Below are 18,250 nucleotides of genomic sequence, written 5' to 3'. Positions count from 1 at the left end.
TCTCGACCAGGCGGAAATCATCGGGCCTTTATACAGGCCATGGACGAACGAATACTCATATCTCAAACGCCTGCCTCCTCCCAAAAGCTAGCGAAGCACCCTTCGGTGCGGGACTGATAATTCCGTCAGTTTGATTAAGCTAGCAGGCATTGAGCTTTCTGGTAATATGAAAAGAGTTGAAGAGTTTGTTCGAAAGATCCGAATGCATCCAAATCTCGTCGATCACCTGACAGCATTCGTGCTGGTAGCTGAAACCGGTAGTTTCTCCGCGGCGGCCCGCCTTTTAAACCGTGCGGTATCGTCGGTCAGTTATTCTCTTACTCAGTTGGAGGCCCATTGCGGGTTTGCCTTGCTGGAACGGGGAAGCAAGGTTTCGGAGCTTACCGAGCAGGGACGTGCCCTTTTTGCGGAAGCCAAATCGGTCGTGGAACGCGCGCAACGATTTTCTACGCATGCCGCTTCATTGGAAAAGGGGCAGGAAACCCGCATTCGCATTGCCGTTGATGTACTCTTTCCCTCTGGCCCGCTATACCGCGCGCTTCAGGACTTCGCGGCCATCAATCAGCGCGTGCGGCTACAGATATTTACAAGTTCGCTCAACAGTCTTTGGGATGATCTGAGAACGGGCGTCATTGATTTCAGTTTCGCTCTGTTGCCGGCAATTCCATTGGATATGGAGGGACGCACATTTGATCAGGTCAGCCTGCGCCCGGTAGCAGCGTCAAATCACCCTCTCGCAAAAAAAACCGAGCCGCTTGTGATGGCTGATTTTCAGCGCGAGCGGCAGATTTATTATATCGGGTCTTATGGGCTCGACATGGAACGCAGCGGGCGTGTGTTCAGTTCGGACGTTTGGACTTCAAATGACTTGCAACATATCAGAGATATGGTTGGGCACGGACTTGGATGGTGCTTTGCAACGGATGAATTTTTTGAAGCAGAAGTCGATGCCGGTTGTATCTGCCGTCTCCATAGCGACGACGTTCAGTTGAATCCTACGCGCACCATCGGTGCGGTGTGGCCGATTGATCGTCAGCCTGGTCCACTGGGGCGCGCGCTTATCGATATGATTGCGGACAAGCTGAACACCGCCGATGACGGAGCATGAAGCCTTTCCGATCACCGCTGATGAAGAACCTTACATCGCTCGATTAATCAGCGATGCCGTCAGGCCAATACCAATTGAGAAAACCATCGTGCTGCGCGCAATGGCGATTTGTTGGCCACCGGGAAGAGGTGGATTCCGCGTCTGGGCGCCATTTTTTCCTTAAATCTTTATTTTTCAATATCTTAGTGGTCGGTTTTGTCTCGCCGCTTTTCTCCGTTTCCAAAAGTGGGACAATTATTTCAGTTTCTCCTTCTTTTTTGAATCGATCAAAGACCTGTTCCGCGAGAACTTTCTGACGGCTCGCCTTCGTATATCGGCTAACCTCTTTGCTCGTGGTATGGCCAGTTATTGCCATGATCTTGTGTTCGCTTGCGCCAGCTTCCGCTAGACGTGTAGCGGCGGCTTTGCGAAGACCATGTGCAGAACAGTGAGGAAGGCCAGCTTCATCACCGCGCCTGCGGAACCAGTTGCCAAATCCATTGGACGTATACGGCTTACCAAAGTCTGTTTGAAGGAGTAATTGCCTTCCTCCCATCCTCATGGCAGCGTGCTCTGGATTACTTCGCACACAATGAATTCGAGAATGGATTTTTGCCGTTTGCGCTCCAATGCTCACGCCACATTACGCATTGTAACATTCTGCTTGCTAACCGCCTCACGCCGTGATCTGAATATGGCAAAAATGGGGCGGGGAAATAATGAAGTATAAGTTGTTCTACGCGGTGCTTGCCACGGCCTTGGCCGGTTGCGCCTATAAGGCAGAACCATTGGCCGTGGGATCCTACAATGTATATTCGTCCTATGACAATAAACTCCCAGGTAAGTACTTGCTGTTTGTAGAGGGCAACGCGCTTAACAAAACCATTAAGCCGTCTGACATGAACTGCGCCGCACATTCCTTTCCACTTGCGCTTTCAGGTGGATTTACTGGCTCCGTTAGGAAAACCTTTGAAAACCTAGTCACCTCGCTTGAGGTCGTGGATAGTCCTGTCGATCGTGGCGAACTTGCCGCTAAGGGTGCAAAGGGAATGATCATCGTCAAAGGCGAGGAAGTAAACGCTCGTCTGCGTGTCGTTCCTGGCTTTTGGGTTATGGGTATGGAGACAGACGTAGAAGTTGTTGCATCCATCACTGTCGACGGTCAAAGCGGCAGGCTTCTTGGAACCACGGTATCTGGATCAGGGAATGCTCAAGGTGATGCCGGAGGCTTCTGTGAAGGCGGAGCAAAAGTGCTCACTGACTCAGCAGAGAAATCCATGAAGCAGGTCGTCACAAAGCTCGGTGAAGCGCTTACGAACTCGGAAAGAGTGCGCGGTGGGAAGTAGTTTATTGCAATAACAAAATGCCACAAAACATGGCAAAGGAGGGGAATTCATGCCTGATTACTGCGTTAACAATAATGCTCAAGCCAACGGCGATCACGAAGTCCATACGCTTCAATGTACATTCGTTCCATCAAACAAGATAAACTTGGGATGGCATGCGGTTTGCCAGTCGGCAGTTGTCGAAGCAAAAAAGTATTATCGTCAGTCGAATGGTTGCTACTGGTGCTCCAACGCCTGCCATACGAGTTAAGTACATATGCCAATAGTTAAATCATCGGCAATTCGACGTATTGAACACAACCCTGCCAGTGGCACGCTCTCTATCTGGTTTGTCGAAAGTGGTGGCCCATATGATTATTATGGAGTGCCGGGAAGCGTGTACTTGGCATTCTTAGCAGCGCGCTCCAAGGGATCGTTCTTCAACGATTACATTCGAGATCGTTACAGTTCCAATCGGTAAACTTCATATGGGAAAGGATATGCAGAGAACCACTTGGCTGGTGAATCGCAGTTGCGGTGTGAGGGGATAGAGGAAGGCGGAATTATTTGTTTTTCTTTTCGAAAATTCTTTTTCTCTGAATGGTGCGGCTTTCACTAATCAAAATCTTTTCAGAAATTCTCGACAAGATAGGCCGAAGAATTTTTTCTCTCCATCTCTCATCCAATCTCTCATCACTCATTCGGGGTTGAAGGATAGCAACCAAGTCAAGTTCTTTCCCGAATTCTAGATGAGAGATTTTTCCTATGTGCTGATTTACAGCAACGTATTCCAACTGCTGTAGGATTTCTGTAACTGTTTTAACTGCGGGTTTTGTGTTGAATCCCAACTCAGACTCGAGATAGAGGTCAAGGATTCTAAGACTTGCCATAGCTTGGCGGATTGAATGATCAGAAGTCCGTTTCAGTTCATTAATATTGGCTAAACGACTTTTCACGCAATCCAATGGCCCCATAAGGTTAATTGACACTGGATTAGTGCCCTCAGTATCCATTATGGTCATAGAGTTTTTATAAAGAGAGGAATCTGACACACCCTTTATGGCTGACATGAAGTCGATAACGATCTTCTTTTCACCGATGTAACCAGTCACAACTGCCGCACTTGGAGTATGGTCGTCCCCGTCCGGAAGTCGTAGCTCACCCTTTTCCAGGCCTTCGACTAAGGCTTTTTGAGCTTTTTTATTGTGGAAGAAATCAACGTCAACGCTTGTAACGGGACCCAAAGCTTCTAATTGCTCATCGTCAGTCCCAAGCATAGTAGCCCAGATGCTTATAGCCTGACCACCCACCAAAATAGGTTTGCTGCTAGCAACAAATTGTAAAATTTGAACAACCTCTTCGGCCGTCAGGTGCGGTTGGTCAACATCCGATTGCTCGCTATCCTTATTCACAACTAGCGGTAAATTGCCTTACCGCCAACCGCAACTATCCTAAAGCGATCCAATGGAAGAGCAGAAAAGAAGCTGTTGTTTTTTTTAAGCTCAACGCGGCTTGCAGAATTCGATTGCAGGCGTGACTCATCTCTATCACGCATAACCTGCTTCTCTCTAGCGCGAACCTGAGGATTATAATATGCAATTTGCATAGCCATTACATAGCCTATTCGTTCATTGCACTCGATGCCTGTATATACATCTAGAGTGTGTCAGTCTGTATATACATGGCATGTCGTGTATGAAGTTTCAATTAAAATCGCGATGGTCGCGTGATTGTGTCGCGATGGTCGTTGCAAGAAAAATGCACAACGTCGCGATGAAATTTCCGTTCGTGCGTCGACACTACAGGTCATGTAGAACACGTTGCATAGGATGACAAGTATGCGTGTTATTCAACTTGTCGTACTTTCAGTTTCACCATCCCTTAACCAACTTCACGCACCCTGCCTGCGCCGATCTCCTATCGTCGGCATAATAGCCCGCCTGCATGTTTGTACTGAGTAGTTTGTAGGCGGGCAGTTATCGGAGGTTCCCCAATGTACAGATCTGTTTACGATTGGGAGGGCGAAGAATCTCGTCGCCAGAAACGCAGGCAGGTGATCATTCGCGCAGTACTTACCGTCCTGTCGATCTGTGTGACCGTAGGTATCGCCATCCTGGCCATCGATGTGTAGCCGACGGATGCCTTGCAACGAAGATTTACAATTTGTGAATCCGCAGCATCCAAATATTGCAGTAAAAAATCCTTAGCCCTACCCACGGGCAGAGCGAGTCCCGGCACCCCAAGCAAATGCCCCGTCGGGACTCGTTTATGCTGTCTGGATCCCAAATCACATGGTCACAGGTGCGGCAATGACAAACCGACCAAACTGGCACCACTCAATGCGTAGCAAACTTCGGCTCGACGACGAGAATACGCAAGAGGATTATGCTCCGTACCTTTCGCGTCTATGGCCGTACATAGTTTTCTTTCTAATATGGATCCCGGTCGTCTTGGCAAGCGGGCGAATTTACGGCAGGTAGCCAGCATCTGCACCAGTGGAGATTGCCTTACTCCAGTCGCCATGCGAGCTTGCTGAAAACAACGGGAGGGGATCACGCGCCGTTCTGCATGGAGACATAGTGCTGATGGATATCTGGATTTATGTTGTAGCGATGCTTGGGGCGATAACGCTCGGCTTGTTTATCTATCGTGGCCGCGACTAGGGGAAATATTCTAGACGAGAATATTTCCCCTGCCACCAAGCTAAATTCCCGCAGCGGCTAATCGTTGGCGCGTCACTTTCATTTCGTGAAGCAGGGGCGGCACGAATTTGGAGTAGTCTACACACCAGGGCATGTACACGCGCCCGGGGCCATCCTCTTGAAATTGTTCGCCCGTTTCGTCCATCCAGTAGCCAGCCTTGGTTACGACGCAAGGATGCGCGCCCGCGCTCTTAAAGGCGGGTTGGCTGATTTTTCAGGGGAGGGTGCAATGGGACAATCAGGCTGAAAAGCCTAATGAAAGTATGGAAAGAAAATTTGTCCCGACATCGTCTAAGTGCTTGAATTACGGGTTCTTTTTGCCCCGCGTCTGACTAGCGGATTGTGCCTTCGTATCGATTGCGGAGCTTCGTGCCCCGTTAATCACAACAAGGAAATCACCATGAAAGCGAAGTTGCCCGCTGCGCTCGCGGCCGCGTGAGCACTATTGGGTAAGGGTGAAAGGGGCGCCAATTGCGCTGACCCGATATCCCGGCTCATGTTCGACCGAACAATAGCGACCCCAAGCTATCGACACCGCAGCCAAGATCACGATGGCCAGAAGATAAGGCCATGTTCGACTGAGGTAAGGTTTGTCTTCCGGGTCCATGCTTTGTGATCCCTGGCTGACCAACTTTGCATCAGGACATCTGGTTCAGCAGTAAGCAAGTTGTTCTGCAGTCACCGAGGATCATTAGCCAGTGAGGGCAAAGAGCGCGTCGACATCTCCGACAGCCAAATAGAAGATCAGCAGCGAAACTACAATGATGATTCCGACAAGGACTGAATTACTGAACCGCATTTGATCTTAATATACAGCGAAGTCTGTAGAGGCAAGTGATCTCTGGCAGCCCGCCAGCCACGCCGCACGAATGGGTCAAGAAGACCGAGGTCGACAGCTGTAAACGAGCAGTGTGGCCGATTAATCGTCAACCTGGTCCGTTGGGTCGCGCGCTTATCGATAAGATAGGAGCAGAGTTGAGTTCGAACGGGGATTAAGGCTTTTTTCGCTCCACTATAAGGATGTGGTCCGCTGCCAGAACAACTTCATCCCGCTGGTTCAGAACCTCACATTGCTCGATTACGCGACCAGAATGCGGGCGCTTCGGGTCATCTTCTTTTGTGCTGATAGTTACGCGCGTGCGTATCGTGTCTCCAATATGTACTGGTCGCACAAAACGAAGCCGGTCGTAGCCATATGAAAACGCCACGGGATTGATAAGCGATGCAGTTAGGCCAACACCGATCGAAAAAACCATTGTGCCATGGGCAATGCGTTGGCCGCCTGGAAGTGATTTGGCGAATTCCGCATCCATATGGTGTGGAAAAAAGTCACCGGTATGTCCCGCATGAACGACGAAATCAGTCTCTGTAATCGTCCGCCCGGTCGTGACACGAACGTCGCCCGTCTGATAATCATCAAAATATATGGTTTGTTCGGCCATGCCAGAACCCCTAAGGCTTTTGAGAAAGTGTTGTGCCTGATGCAGCAGATGAAGCATAAGCGGCTTCTACCAAAGCCATTGTGTGCCATGCATCCTCAACAGAACTCACCAGTTCGGAATCTTCGCCGCTCGCAAAGCGCTGCAGGTTTGCCATTCTGTTCATAAATGCATCGGGAAACCACGCGCCTTGAAGTGGAACATTGATCCAATGGTCGCCGCCATTGGGAAATATTTCGAGCACATCAGGCTCACCGCGCGGATAGTCGAGGTTTACGCCCAGTTTAAGATAGGCTGCACCTTCGCTCCCCGAGATACGGAATTCACATGCCTGATATTTGCGACCGAACCGATGATCATGATTGACCGACACGGCGCACCTTATCCGTTCTCCATAATCAAGAATGGCACTGGTGCGTGTCTGTGCAACATCGTGCGAGGGATGGCCCAATGTCTTGGCATGGACACCAAGAGGATTGCCAAGAAGATCACGAATGAAATCCAGATAATGAATGGAATGCATAGCAATTTCGATACGTGGCAAACCCTTGAGAAACGGCCATAGGTTCCACGGCGTATCAAGGGCGAGCCAAGCGTCGAAATCAATAATATCACCCAGATAGCCTTGGCTTATTGCGTCCTTCAGCGCCAGCATCATCGGAGCAAAACGCAGCTGGAAATTCACAGCCGCAGCAATGTTTTTGGTTCTGCAAAGCTCGAGAATCTCTGTCGCTTGGGTAAGGTCAGCGCCCATCGGTTTCTGGATCAGTGCAAATGAACCTGCTGGTAGTGATTTGAGAACAGCGGCATGCTGTCCAGGCGGCGTAGCCAGATCGAAAATCGCGCCGGGTATCGCAGCCGCTTCCTGAATCGTCGCGAACACAGAAACATCCCAGGAATCGGCAATTTTGCGGGCCTTTTCCACGTCAGGATCATATAGCCCGGCAACAGGGAACCCGGCCTTGCGGTATGCCGGAAAATGCGCGTCATTGACGATGCTTCCTGCACCAAAAATGACGATGGGCCGAGCGTCTGCCGGCTTTGGCCAAAATTGGCGGAGCTTTGCCGGGTCGAAATCAGTCAAGGTGAAATACCTCTTCCATCATTGCCCACCACTCACCTTCCTTGCGGGTCATGAGTGGTTGCTGGCAGGGCATGCACACTGCCCACCATTTCTTATTGTCGATATCTGCGGCCATTCTCGACATATCAGCATCGAAATCATTGCCGTGATATTCCCACGAGCCGAAAAGCAGGTTTTCGGGCTCCCGAAGATAGATCGAATAATTGCGGATGTTGCAGCTTGATATTAGCGCCAAAATTTCGGGCCAGACAGCAGCATGCAATCGCTTGTACTCTTCTACTTTGTCGGCCTTCAGCCCTATTATCATTCCCATTCGTTGCATGGCTTGTTCCTCAGTCGCGCAGGGTATGACCTGTTTCGGCGTGGAAAAGGTGAGCACGCGACAGATCAAAGCTAAGTTTGACCATTTCGCCCGTCTCCAATTTGCGCGGATTGAGCATGCGTGAAACCCATTCTCTGCCATTGAAGTTGATAAAAACCAGCGTTTCGTTGCCGAGTGGCTCGGTTATTGCGACTGGCAGTTCAATCTCGTGCACATTATCGACAGTTCCTGCATGAAGCCCGTGGCCGGTGGGATAGATGTCATCCGGACGTATGCCGAAGGTAACGTTTTGGCCTACTTGGAGCTTGCTGCGGAATTGCGTCGGAATTGGCAGGCTTTGGCCACTCTTAAAGACCAGTTTGCCGTCGTCGACAGTCGCGTCATCGAGGTTCATGGGTGGAGAGCCAATGAACCCGGCAACAAATTTCGTATTGGGACGTTGGAAGACTTCTTCTGGAGTGCCAACTTGCTCGATATAGCCATCACGCATGATGACGATTCGATCAGAAAGTGTCATCGCTTCGACCTGATCATGCGTGACATAGATCATTGTCGATTGCACTTTTGCGTGTAGCTTTTTGATCTCAGTGCGGACTTGTGTCCGAAGTTTAGCGTCAAGATTGGAAAGCGGCTCGTCAAACAGGAAAACATCGGGATTGCGTACGATGGCGCGACCCATGGCAACACGTTGCCGTTGACCACCTGAGAGTTGGGACGGGCGCCGTTCCAGATAAGGGGTGAGATCCAGAATAGAAGCTGCTTCTGCAACACGTGCCTTTATCTCATCCTGGCTCTTGCCAGCAATTTTCAGGGAGAAGCCCATGTTTTCGCCGACAGTCATATGCGGATAAAGAGCATACGACTGGAAGACCATGGATATATTGCGCGCCCTGGGAGGAAGATCATTGACAGGCTTGCCACCGATCTCGATGACGCCTTCACTGATATCTTCCAGTCCGGCAATCATCCGTAGTGTCGTGGACTTTCCACAACCGGAAGGTCCGACAAGCGCGATGAATTCGCGATCCTTCACCTCAAGATCGATGCTATGCACCACTTCGTGCGTGCCATATCGTTTGACGAGTTTTTTGAGCGTAACAGGAGCCATGTATTACCCTTTGACCGCGCCGAAGGTTAGTCCGCCGACAAGGTGTTTTTGAATGATGAAAGTGAGTGTCAGCGCTGGCACGATCATGACCACTGCGAGGGCACACATGCCGCGCCAATCAATCGTGAACTCGGCGGTGTAGTCGAGCAAGCCAACCGGCAGCGTCTTTGAATTTACCGAACGCGTAATCTGCGAGGCGAGGGCGTATTCGTTCCACGACGTTAGAAAAGCAAAGATACCCGCTGAAGCGATGCCGGGACCCGCAAGAGGGAATTCGACCTGCCAGAATGCCTGCCAGCGTGTGCAACCATCAATTTGGGCTGCCTCGGCTAAGTCTTTAGGCACTTGTCTAAAAAAGCCATCGATGAGCCAGATTGTGAAAGGGACGTTGAGTGCCACATAGGTCAGGATCATCGCAAAATGCGTGTCGATAATTCCTGTACGGGCATAAAGCATAAACAAGGGTAGTGACAGGGCGATGCCCGGGACGGCCCGTGTGAGCATGAAGCCGAGAAAAATTGCGGATTTTGCCTTGAAGCGATAGCGCGCAAACGCATAACCACCTGACATGCCGATGGCGACTGCGATTATGGTGGATGTCACGGAGATGATCAGCGAGTTCCGGAAATAATTCCATACCGGGATTCCGCCTTCGCCGACACCGGAGAACATTGCGCGATAGGCATCCAGCGAGACGTCCTGTGGAATCCAGATCGCGGGTTTCGCCATAATCTCCACTGTCGGCCGCAACGAGCTCAGAACGATCCACAGCCCGGGTAGACAGATGATCAGCATGGCAATGAAGAGGCCCAGAATGTGTGCTCCGCTGAGTAAGCGCTTCTTGACGCGATGAAGTGTGTTGGTGTCCATATTACCACTCCGCTCCGATTTGCTGGCGCGCGGCGGCGAGCTTGCGAAAGAAATAAACCGTGAAGAGGATCGACAATAAAATAGCGATATAGCCCATGGCATTGGCCATACCCATGCGCGCATCGCTATAGGCAGTTCGGCCGATCAGCGTCCACAAAAGTTCCGTACGCTTGGCTGGTCCGCCATCGGTCATGATTTTCACTATGTCGTAGGCGCGGGCAACGTCCAATGATCGGATGGTCATTGCAATAAACGCAAATGGCATGATGTATGGCCAGACGACGTAGCGGAAGGTCTGCCATGGTGTACAGCCGTCGACATTTGCCGCCTCAATAGGGTCTTTCGGCATCGCCATCAGGCCAGCCAGAATAAGGATGGCGAATACCGAAGTCGATGACCAAACCTCGGCAATGATGATCGACATCAGCGCAAGATTACCGTCAATCAGCCACGGAATAGCGCGGTCAGTCAACCCCAGTGACTGGAGGGCATTGTTTACGAAGCCGATATTGTCGTTGAACAGAAACTTAAACTGAAACCCAACCAGTACTGGCGAAAACATCATTGGAAACATCATCATGGTACGCAAAACACGCTGGCCGTGCGTTGCTTTGTTTACCAGCATTGCCAGACCAAGACCCAGGAACATTTCGGCATTAAGTGCAATCGTAAGAAGAAGAACCGTGCGACCAAAGGCAATCCAGAACTCCCAATTGGTGAGCACGGCGACGTAATTGCGAACACCTATAAATATCCAGAGTGAGTCGGGCTTTGTCAGTCGAAAAGGCGTGAAGCTTGAGTAGAAGGAGAATAAAAGCGGCACGACAATTACCGCCGCCAGCACGATAATGGCCGGAAGCAGAAGCAATACCGGTGCTGACAGCTTGGGAAACTTCATGAGAAACCTGATGATAGAATGATAAAATGAGGCGATGCAGCGGCATTGCCGCTACATCGCCCAGAAGCTTAGAGCTTGCCTGCGTCTTCAAGGATGCCGGTTGCCTTTGCAGCCGCATCATCCAGCGCTTGCTTGGATGTCTTGTCACCAAGAATTGCTGCTTGCAGTTCCGGATAAACCGAGTTGGAAATTTCGATCCATTCGGCCAGCGGCGGAACGGGGAAAGCATTCTTCGCGGCTTCCTGGAACGCGCTCAAAACCTCTGTCTTATAAGCATCGCCCTTGGCCGCATTGATGTTGTATTCCCATACTGCCGAGCGGCTCGGCAATGGTCCGGCTGCCGACTCCAGCTTCTGGCTGTCCTCATTGGTCAGCCACCAGACAAGAGATGCAGCGGCTTCCTTGTTGGCACACGACTCAGTGACAGAGAAACCATGAAAGCCGGACCAGCCAGTGCGTTTGCCAGATGATCCCGCTGGCTGCACTTTCACGCCGACATTTCCTGCAACTTTGGAAGATTTCGGGTCGTTGAAGAATGTGGCCCAACCTGGCCAGTCAAGATTGAGTGCAACCGACCCAGAGGCAAAGCCCTGGCCAAGATCGTCCCACAGATAGTTGGTCGTACCTGCCGGAACTGCCTTGTCCTTGTAAAGCTTGACGAACCAATCGAGTGCGCGAACGCCTGCCTCTGAGTTAAAGGCCGGCTTGCCCTCGGCGTCGATATATTCCCCACCTTCTGCAATAAGCATTTCATAGAAGCGGCCATTGATGGCTTCTTCCTTGCCGGCAAATTGCGTGCCGTAGAAATTTGGCGGATCAGCAAAGAATTCTGCCTGGTCGGTAACCTGCGCCCATGTATCGGGAGGGGTGAGATCATAGCCATATTTTGCTTTGAACGCAGTTTTCTTGGCTTCATCCTGGTAAAGGCTCTTTTGATAGTACAGAGCCGAAACGTCAAATTGAGCGCGGGGCAGCATGACCAGTTTGCCGTCCAACGTCGACGCCTTGATTAGCGATGGCACAAAAGCCGCAAGTTCCTCTGTGGGAACCAGGGGTGTTAGATCGGTATAGATATCCGGATATTGCGGTGCGAATGAGGAATGGTTTGACCCAACGCACCAGGAGATGCTCCCCGTTGCGATATCGGACTTGATTTCCTTGTCCAGTTCAAAATGGTTTTTCTTCGACAGGACGTTGACCTTGGCGCCCGTCAGTTTTTCCCATTCACCGATACGTTCATACAGCTTTTCGTATTGCTGTCCTCCGATGAGCTTGGCGTCGATGGTTACGCCATCGAACTTGCCGGATAGCTCGGCACTGAATCCCATCGTGGGCAACATCAAGGCGATTATGCCGGCTGAAACGCCGGTGACCAGTTTCATCAAAGGAACCTCCCAGTTCGATAGACGCGCAGAAGCGGTCCAATTTATGTTATCTCATATATAAGATATCAATTTATATACAAACATTGACGAGATGGGGTGTCAACATCCAAAAGAGAGTTATCTGAATCGAAAATTCATCAATGAGAGTGTTGAGGGAGAAAAAGGTGGACGAGGATGACGAACGGTATCGCGCACCAGCGCTGGACAAAGGCCTTGATATTCTTGAATTGTTAGCTGGAATTGACGGCGGCTTAACGCAGACGGAAATCGCAAAATCGCTGGGACGCACGCCAAACGAATTTTACCGCATGCTTGATCGTTTGGTCCGACGTGGTTACGTGACGCGGCTGGATGGGGATCGTTATTCATTGACGCTCAAGCTATTTGGCCTGGCTCAGTTGCATGCGCCTGTGCGGCGTCTCGCTTCCTACGCCACTCCACTGATGCGGGAACTTGCACAGAGATCGAAACAAGCCAATCAGCTTTCAGTTTTTGATCGTGGTTCGGTTGTTGTAATCGCTCAACAGGAAGCGCCGGATTATTGGGGTATATCTATCCGGGTTGGTTCCCATATCAGTCTTTACAATACAGGATCGGGTCATATTCTTCTGGCATTTTCCTCACCCGAAGAGCGCAAGCTGATGATTGCTGAAAACAATCGCTCAGTGGAGGAAGCAGAGCCTTCAGCCGAATTGCTCACCCGGCTCGATCTCATTCGCGGGCGCGGTTATGAGATCATGACCAGTATGCAGACTGCGGGCGTGCACAATTTATCGGCGCCTGTACGCGGTTCAGACGGCCGTGTCATCGCTGCCCTGACCTGTCCATATATAACGTTGTTGACGCCCAACGCTCCCGACATCAGTCAAACGATAACGCTCCTTATGGAGACAGCGGGTCAATTGTCCATGCTTGCCGGTTTTGAAAAGGCTCCAAGAGATTAGCCGTTAAAGCTGTTCCTGAATAATCGATTGAGGTCCTCAACAACGGCCAGGGATTTTTCCATAGCCTTCAAACCTTGGTTGATACGGATTGAGGCTGCTTTTTGAAAGCCCATATAGCCGTCATGCCGGGGGCGAAGCCATGCGCCTTCCAGCGTTGCGCGGGTAGCTTTGTAGAAATCTGTCGATAATGCATTCACGTGCGGATCTTCCCATGCCGCTGCATGGCCCGGCTGGCCGCCTGCGCTGGCATATAGGCCGCGTTGCATTTCTCCCCCTGCAATCCAGTAAGCAAAATCGATGGCTTCTGCCGGGTGTTGTGAGAATGCTGAGACAGCGATGCCAGTTCCGCCGAGTGCTGAGCCATCAAGGTTTGCACCCTGCGTTGAAGGAATATCGCTGAAGGCAATAAGATGCGGGCGAAATCCTTTTATGGCGTAGTTTACATAACCGTAAATCAACGGCGCGCAGCTTTCAACAGAACCTTCGGAAAGTCGCTCAAGGACCGCGATCGGGTCCATTTCGAAACAGGCCGGATCTATCAAATCTACAATCTCTTTCATGAAGTCGAAGGCAGCGCCTCCGGCAGCCACGTCTATCAAAATATGACTGCCATCATTCGCGCAGGGATGTCCCAGATTTCCCGCCAGAGTGAAAAACGTCATAAGGCTATGTGGGGGGAGAAGAGGCAGTAAGACTCGCCCTTTTCGCGCATGTTCAACAACTTCCCGCCAGGTTCGAGGGGCGACGCCGATGAGGTCGGGGCGGCAGGCTTGGACCTGCGTAGCGGCATCGATGGGGAAAGCCCACTGGCGCTCATGCCAATTATAACTCGGGAAAGACTGACCCACACTGCCTTTTGACAGTTCCTGGAATTGCCTTTTCCTGTCTTCCAGATCAAGCGGAAGCAGGCAGTTTTCCTTGGTAATCTGGCCCACATGCGGATGATCGATAACGATCAGATCATAAGTTTTGGCAAGCTCCTCTACGGGGAAACTTTCGAAATCCTGCAGCGAGCGTTTATCCCATTCTATGTTGTTGCCCGTTTGCTTAAGCCAGAGCTTTGAACAGGCCACCATCGGATCAAATCCACGTGGATGACTCCACGTCATTCCTCTCAGCGATATGTTCTTCATAGCGCGAACTCCTTGCGGAGCGCAGCACTATGCTCGCCGATCTTGGGAGCGGCGTGGCTTGATCGTGGTCTTGCACCATTTACTCTGATCGGCGAGCGAGTGGTTGTGATCGATACGTCTTCGCGCGTTACTGTCTGCAGCATATCAAGAACCTTGAAGCCCTCGCTGTTTAGCAATTCCTCCCAGTTAAGCACCGAAGAGCACCAAATGTCGGCCGGTTCAAGAATGGACAGCCAATGGTCCGTTGCCGCGCTCGCGAAGTGTTGGGCGATGATCTTTTTGATGTCATCCCGGGCAGTAAACCAGGACGACTTATCATCCGCATAGGGTGCAAGCTCGGAGATGCCAAGCAGCGACGCTAGCGTGGGAATGGGTGTCATTGCGATGGCGATGAAACCATCTTTTGTGGGGTAGACGCCATAAGGCGCTGAGAGATAGGCATGGGCGCTACGGTAACTGGAGCGCTTCGGCAGTCGTCTGCCATCATTCAAATGCGTTGTCAGTACCTCGAATTGGAAATCGATCAGAACCTCAAGCAAGCTTGTTTCGACATGGCTGCCTTTGCCGCTAATGCCGCGACGCACCAAAGCCGCGAGAATGCCTTGTACAAGCGCGGCTCCGGCAAGCATGTCGGCCACAGCCAAACCAAACGGCACCGGCCCATGATCTTCATCGCCATTCAACCACATAAGGCCAGAGCGAGCTTGAGCGAGCAAATCCTGCCCGGGCCGTGCAACCCAAGGGCCGTCCTCGCCGTAACCGCTGATCCCCGCATAAACGATCCGGGGATTAATCGCTTGAACTTGCTCGTAACTTAGGCCAAGGCGTTGAATAACACCCGGCCTGAAATTTTGAATCACAACATCAGCCTTGCTAATCAAGGTCCTGAGAGCTGCCATATCAGCAGGATCTTTCATATCGATAGCGAGACTTTCCTTGCCGCGATTGATCGCGTGGAAAATCGTGGAATCCCCACCAATTTCCGTGTCGCTGAGGTAAAGGCGACGAGAAAGATCGCCGCCATCGGGTCGTTCAATTTTAACCACTCGCGCGCCCAGATCCATCAGCCGCAGCGCAGCATAGGGACCCGAAAGGAATTGACTCATGTCAAGGACAAGTAATCCATCAAGTGGTGGAACATCTTGGATCATGCCGGTTTTCCTGAAATGCATGAGATTTCTTATGTAAAAGAATATTTCATATATGAGAAATTGGCGCAAGGCGTAGAATTTGCGGAAAATGAAGTTTTACCTCTACGCTTCAGTTCAGTGGGTGCCGGACAGCGGCTGATTACTCACTTGACGAAGGCGGCGTTTCCTTTGCAGATCACTTAAACGCTCAATCAGCATGGTGATGAAGAAATGACGGGAATACTTTGTGTCGGTGCTCTGACTTTGGATACGATTTTCCAGTTGGAGCAACTACCCCCTGGTCCCGGCAAATATATTCCGACCCAGGCAGTTGAAGTGGCTGCCGGCATGGCATCAAGTGCCGCCGCAAGCATTGCCCGGCTTGGAGGCAAAGTCTCACTCTGGGCATCAGCAGGACAAGATGCTGTTGGTGATCGCATTATCGCTGAACTTATGTCCGAGGAGGTGGATTGCACCCATGTTCGTCGAATTGCCGGCGCACGCTCAGCCTTTTCGACGATTTTTGTGGATCAGGCGGGGGAGAGAATGATTGTGCCATTTTACGATCCGGCTTTGCTGGTGATGCCGGATCTGTTGCCTCCTATTTCCCGCGATACATTCGATGTCGTCATGACAGATGTGCGTTGGCCCCTGGGTGCGGCCATGGCATTAAAAGCTGCGCGATCGGCTGGCGTTCACGCCGTCCTTGATGCCGATACTGCCTCACTCGAAACGCTGGAAATGCTTCTTCCCTTGGCTTCTCATGTTGTCGCCTCAGAACCGGCGGCAGAAAAGGTCACGGGCGAAAGTGATTTGGAACGCGCAGTGATAGCGCTTGCTGCACGCTATGGTCGAGCCGGAGCCTTTATTGCCGTTACAGGCGGACATAAAGGCTCATTCTGGTTTGACAATGCAACGGGAACAGTCTGCAACATGCCAGCCTTTAACGTGCCGGTTGTCGATACGTTGGCGGCAGGTGATGTTTTCCACGGTGCCTTCGCCTGGGGGCTGGCTCACGGCTGGGAAATCGAGGCGATCATGCGGTTTGCAAGCGCTGCCGCCGCAATCAAATGCACGCGTTTTGGCGGGAGACAGGGCGCCCCCACATATGCGGAAGTTCAGGCCTTTTTGTCTCATTCAGAGTGAATCAATCGGAACAGGCAGCTAATCTTGTTGGTGACTACATGTTGACTATCAACTGACATGTTAGTATGTATGCACTCCTGTTTTGGGAGAAGGTGTGTGGCTAAACACGAGAGATTTGGACTTTCAGCAGCATTGGCAACGCCATTTGATGCGGACATGAATATCGATACGCAGGCAGCGATCGATCATGCCAAGAGCTGTTTGGTAAACGGATGCAGCAGTGTCACATTATTCGGCACAACCGGCGAAGGATCATCGATCAGCAATGATGAAAGAACGACGGTGCTTGGCGCCTTTCTCAAGGCGGGAATCCCGCCTGAGCAGATCGTCGTCGGCGTCATGGCAAATTCCTACATTGATGCCGCCCTGCAATCACGTGAAGCTCTGGATGCAGGCTGCCGCAATGTACTCCTCGCGCCTCCATCCTATTTCAAGAATATCAGCGATGACGGCCTGTTTGATTGGTTCTCCGCAGTTTTTGCCGAGATTGGCAGTTCTGCAAGGGGCGTTATCCTGTACAATATCCCGTCGGTAACGGCAGTAGAGATTTCTGTCGATCTGGTCTCGCGTTTGCGTGAGGCTTTCCCGGCTGTGATTGCTGGCGTCAAAGATTCATCGGGAAACTGGCCATTCACTGAATCCTTGCTGGCAAAACATAATGATCTGGCCATCTTGATCGGAGATGAACGGGGACTGGCTGCGGGCGTCCGATTGGGTGGACAGGGAGCCATTTCCGGTCTTGCCAATATCTATGCCCACCGGCTTCTGCCCATGGTGTTTGAGGGGCGGGATGACGCTGATGTGGTCGAGGCTGTAAACCAGATTGTGGCATTTCCGGTTATTCCTGCTGTAAAGGCGCTCGTTGCACATCAAAGCGGGGACGAAAGTTGGCGCAGGGCGCGGGCTCCGCTTCGCAGTTTATCCGACTCAGACTATGGACGTTTGATCTTAACATTGGATCGATTGTTTAAATCTGCAGCAGCATAATAGGGGAGTAGTCCAGATGGATGATGGCGACGAGCCGGTAAGATTGCGGGAGAAGGCTTATGTCAGCTTTACAGAGCATCTGCTGGCGCGCGACATCAGTCCGGGGCAGTTCGTTTCACAGCGCCAGCTTGTCGCAATGACTGGCATGCCTTTGGGCGCTATCCGCGAACTTGTTCCCCGTCTTGAAGCGGAAGGTCTGGTCAAGACCATCCCGCAGCGCGGCATTCAGATCGCACATATCGATCTTAATCTGATCCGCGAAGCATTTCAGTTTCGTCTTTTCATGGAAAAGGAAGCTGTCGCCATTTTCGCGGCTACCGCACCGGATGAACTTTTGGCGCGCCTGAGGAAAGAACACGAGGATACGCTTGGGGAAGCGCTGCAAGGTCAGGAAACGCCAGAGCTTGAACTACGGGCGCAAGCCATTGATTGGAATTTGCATGAGACGATCATCGACTCACTCGGCAATGGCATTATCGGGCGGGCTTACCGGATCAATGCAATCAAGATGCGGCTGATCAATCAGGAGCGTTTTCGGATTGCAGGGCGCGTTATACCGGTCATGCGAGAGCATCTTGCGGTTCTGACAGCAATTGAGACCCGAGACCCGCAAACTGCAATGGATGCAATTGCGGTTCATATCAACAATGCAAGAAATCTGGCTCTTAAAATCTAAGACCGGCTTCGCAA

The 18,250-nt window shown here is 51.4% G+C and carries 20 protein-coding genes and 2 pseudogenes; 9 read left to right on the top strand and 13 right to left on the bottom strand.

Annotated features, from left to right (window positions below; genetic code table 11):
* The first annotated feature begins 202 nt into the window (after positions 1 to 202).
* A complete protein-coding gene (locus ACYJL1_RS21080; RefSeq protein WP_460899073.1) occupies positions 203 to 1,108 on the top strand; it encodes a LysR family transcriptional regulator in 906 nt (301 codons plus the stop codon).
* A gap of 42 nt (positions 1,109 to 1,150) precedes the next feature.
* Here ACYJL1_RS21080 and ACYJL1_RS21075 read toward each other — a convergent pair.
* Positions 1,151 to 1,234: pseudogene (locus ACYJL1_RS21075) on the bottom strand (dehydratase); the annotation flags it as partial.
* 181 nt (positions 1,235 to 1,415) lie between these two features.
* A pseudogene (locus ACYJL1_RS21070) lies at positions 1,416 to 1,643 on the bottom strand (tyrosine-type recombinase/integrase); the annotation flags it as partial.
* 163 nt (positions 1,644 to 1,806) lie between these two features.
* On the opposite strand from ACYJL1_RS21070, the gene ACYJL1_RS21065 reads away from it, so the two are divergent.
* Positions 1,807 to 2,433 (top strand): hypothetical protein, encoded by a 627-nt coding sequence (locus ACYJL1_RS21065; protein WP_460899072.1) that lies wholly within the window; start codon positions 1,807 to 1,809, stop codon positions 2,431 to 2,433.
* A 256-nt stretch (positions 2,434 to 2,689) separates the two neighbouring features.
* Positions 2,690 to 2,893 carry a KTSC domain-containing protein gene (locus ACYJL1_RS21060; protein WP_460899071.1) on the top strand — a complete coding sequence of 68 codons (204 nt, stop codon included), beginning with the start codon at positions 2,690 to 2,692 and terminating at the stop codon, positions 2,891 to 2,893.
* 82 nt (positions 2,894 to 2,975) lie between these two features.
* Here ACYJL1_RS21060 and ACYJL1_RS21055 read toward each other — a convergent pair whose 3' ends face one another.
* Positions 2,976 to 3,824, bottom strand: a complete 849-nt coding sequence (locus ACYJL1_RS21055) for a hypothetical protein (protein ID WP_460899070.1) — start codon at positions 3,822 to 3,824, stop codon at positions 2,976 to 2,978.
* A 2-nt stretch (positions 3,825 to 3,826) separates the two neighbouring features.
* Complete coding sequence (locus tag ACYJL1_RS21050; protein ID WP_460899069.1) at positions 3,827 to 4,024, bottom strand: hypothetical protein; 198 nt, start codon at positions 4,022 to 4,024, stop codon at positions 3,827 to 3,829.
* A 381-nt stretch (positions 4,025 to 4,405) separates the two neighbouring features.
* On the opposite strand from ACYJL1_RS21050, the gene ACYJL1_RS21045 reads away from it, so the two are divergent.
* Entirely contained in the window at positions 4,406 to 4,543 is a 138-nt protein-coding gene (locus ACYJL1_RS21045; RefSeq protein WP_460899068.1) for a hypothetical protein, read from the top strand.
* Positions 4,544 to 6,106: 1,563 nt separating this feature from the next.
* Here ACYJL1_RS21045 and ACYJL1_RS21040 read toward each other — a convergent pair.
* From ACYJL1_RS21040 to ACYJL1_RS21010, 7 genes are all read right to left on the bottom strand, one after another.
* Positions 6,107 to 6,556: a MaoC/PaaZ C-terminal domain-containing protein gene (locus ACYJL1_RS21040; RefSeq protein WP_460899067.1), complete on the bottom strand. Its 450-nt coding sequence runs from the start codon at positions 6,554 to 6,556 to the stop codon at positions 6,107 to 6,109.
* A gap of 10 nt (positions 6,557 to 6,566) precedes the next feature.
* Entirely contained in the window at positions 6,567 to 7,637 is a 1,071-nt protein-coding gene (locus ACYJL1_RS21035) for a Gfo/Idh/MocA family protein (protein ID WP_460899066.1), read from the bottom strand.
* A complete protein-coding gene (locus ACYJL1_RS21030) occupies positions 7,630 to 7,959 on the bottom strand; it encodes an L-rhamnose mutarotase (protein ID WP_460899065.1) in 330 nt (109 codons plus the stop codon). The genes ACYJL1_RS21035 and ACYJL1_RS21030 overlap by 8 nt, the downstream gene beginning before the upstream one ends.
* Positions 7,960 to 7,969: 10 nt before the next feature.
* On the bottom strand, positions 7,970 to 9,067 hold the full coding sequence (locus ACYJL1_RS21025; RefSeq protein WP_460899064.1) for an ABC transporter ATP-binding protein: 1,098 nt from the start codon (positions 9,065 to 9,067) through the stop codon (positions 7,970 to 7,972).
* A gap of 3 nt (positions 9,068 to 9,070) precedes the next feature.
* Positions 9,071 to 9,937, bottom strand: a complete 867-nt coding sequence (locus ACYJL1_RS21020; protein WP_460899063.1) for a carbohydrate ABC transporter permease — start codon at positions 9,935 to 9,937, stop codon at positions 9,071 to 9,073.
* Between the two features lies 1 nt (position 9,938).
* Positions 9,939 to 10,835: a carbohydrate ABC transporter permease gene (locus ACYJL1_RS21015; RefSeq protein WP_460899062.1), complete on the bottom strand. Its 897-nt coding sequence runs from the start codon at positions 10,833 to 10,835 to the stop codon at positions 9,939 to 9,941.
* A gap of 68 nt (positions 10,836 to 10,903) precedes the next feature.
* Positions 10,904 to 12,217 (bottom strand): ABC transporter substrate-binding protein, encoded by a 1,314-nt coding sequence (locus ACYJL1_RS21010; RefSeq protein ID WP_460899061.1) that lies wholly within the window; start codon positions 12,215 to 12,217, stop codon positions 10,904 to 10,906.
* 167 nt (positions 12,218 to 12,384) lie between these two features.
* Between ACYJL1_RS21010 and ACYJL1_RS21005 the strand changes: the two genes are divergently transcribed.
* A complete protein-coding gene (locus tag ACYJL1_RS21005) occupies positions 12,385 to 13,164 on the top strand; it encodes an IclR family transcriptional regulator (RefSeq protein ID WP_460899060.1) in 780 nt (259 codons plus the stop codon).
* On the opposite strand, the gene ACYJL1_RS21000 is transcribed toward ACYJL1_RS21005, so the two are convergent.
* Both ACYJL1_RS21000 and ACYJL1_RS20995 read right to left on the bottom strand, forming a co-directional pair.
* Entirely contained in the window at positions 13,161 to 14,297 is a 1,137-nt protein-coding gene (locus tag ACYJL1_RS21000; protein WP_460899059.1) for an extracellular solute-binding protein, read from the bottom strand. The two genes, ACYJL1_RS21005 and ACYJL1_RS21000, sit on opposite strands and share 4 nt — an antisense overlap.
* Entirely contained in the window at positions 14,294 to 15,448 is a 1,155-nt protein-coding gene (locus ACYJL1_RS20995) for a CaiB/BaiF CoA transferase family protein (protein ID WP_460899058.1), read from the bottom strand. Before ACYJL1_RS20995 ends, ACYJL1_RS21000 begins: the two co-directional genes overlap by 4 nt.
* Here ACYJL1_RS20995 and ACYJL1_RS20990 point away from each other — a divergent pair.
* From ACYJL1_RS20990 to ACYJL1_RS20975, 4 genes are all read left to right on the top strand, one after another.
* Positions 15,440 to 15,631 (top strand): hypothetical protein, encoded by a 192-nt coding sequence (locus ACYJL1_RS20990; protein ID WP_460899057.1) that lies wholly within the window; start codon positions 15,440 to 15,442, stop codon positions 15,629 to 15,631. The genes ACYJL1_RS20995 and ACYJL1_RS20990 overlap by 9 nt on opposite strands.
* A 27-nt stretch (positions 15,632 to 15,658) precedes the next feature.
* Positions 15,659 to 16,573: a PfkB family carbohydrate kinase gene (locus ACYJL1_RS20985; RefSeq protein ID WP_460899056.1), complete on the top strand. Its 915-nt coding sequence runs from the start codon at positions 15,659 to 15,661 to the stop codon at positions 16,571 to 16,573.
* 96 nt (positions 16,574 to 16,669) lie between these two features.
* A complete protein-coding gene (locus ACYJL1_RS20980) occupies positions 16,670 to 17,560 on the top strand; it encodes a dihydrodipicolinate synthase family protein (protein ID WP_460899055.1) in 891 nt (296 codons plus the stop codon).
* A 16-nt stretch (positions 17,561 to 17,576) separates the two neighbouring features.
* Complete coding sequence (locus ACYJL1_RS20975; RefSeq protein ID WP_460899054.1) at positions 17,577 to 18,236, top strand: GntR family transcriptional regulator; 660 nt, start codon at positions 17,577 to 17,579, stop codon at positions 18,234 to 18,236.
* Positions 18,237 to 18,250: the final 14 nt, after the last annotated feature.

The sequence above is a fragment of the Phyllobacterium sp. K27 genome (genome assembly GCF_054796155.1).
Note: the sequence above shows the minus strand (reverse complement) of the source record. Positions and strands in the feature narration are given on the sequence as shown.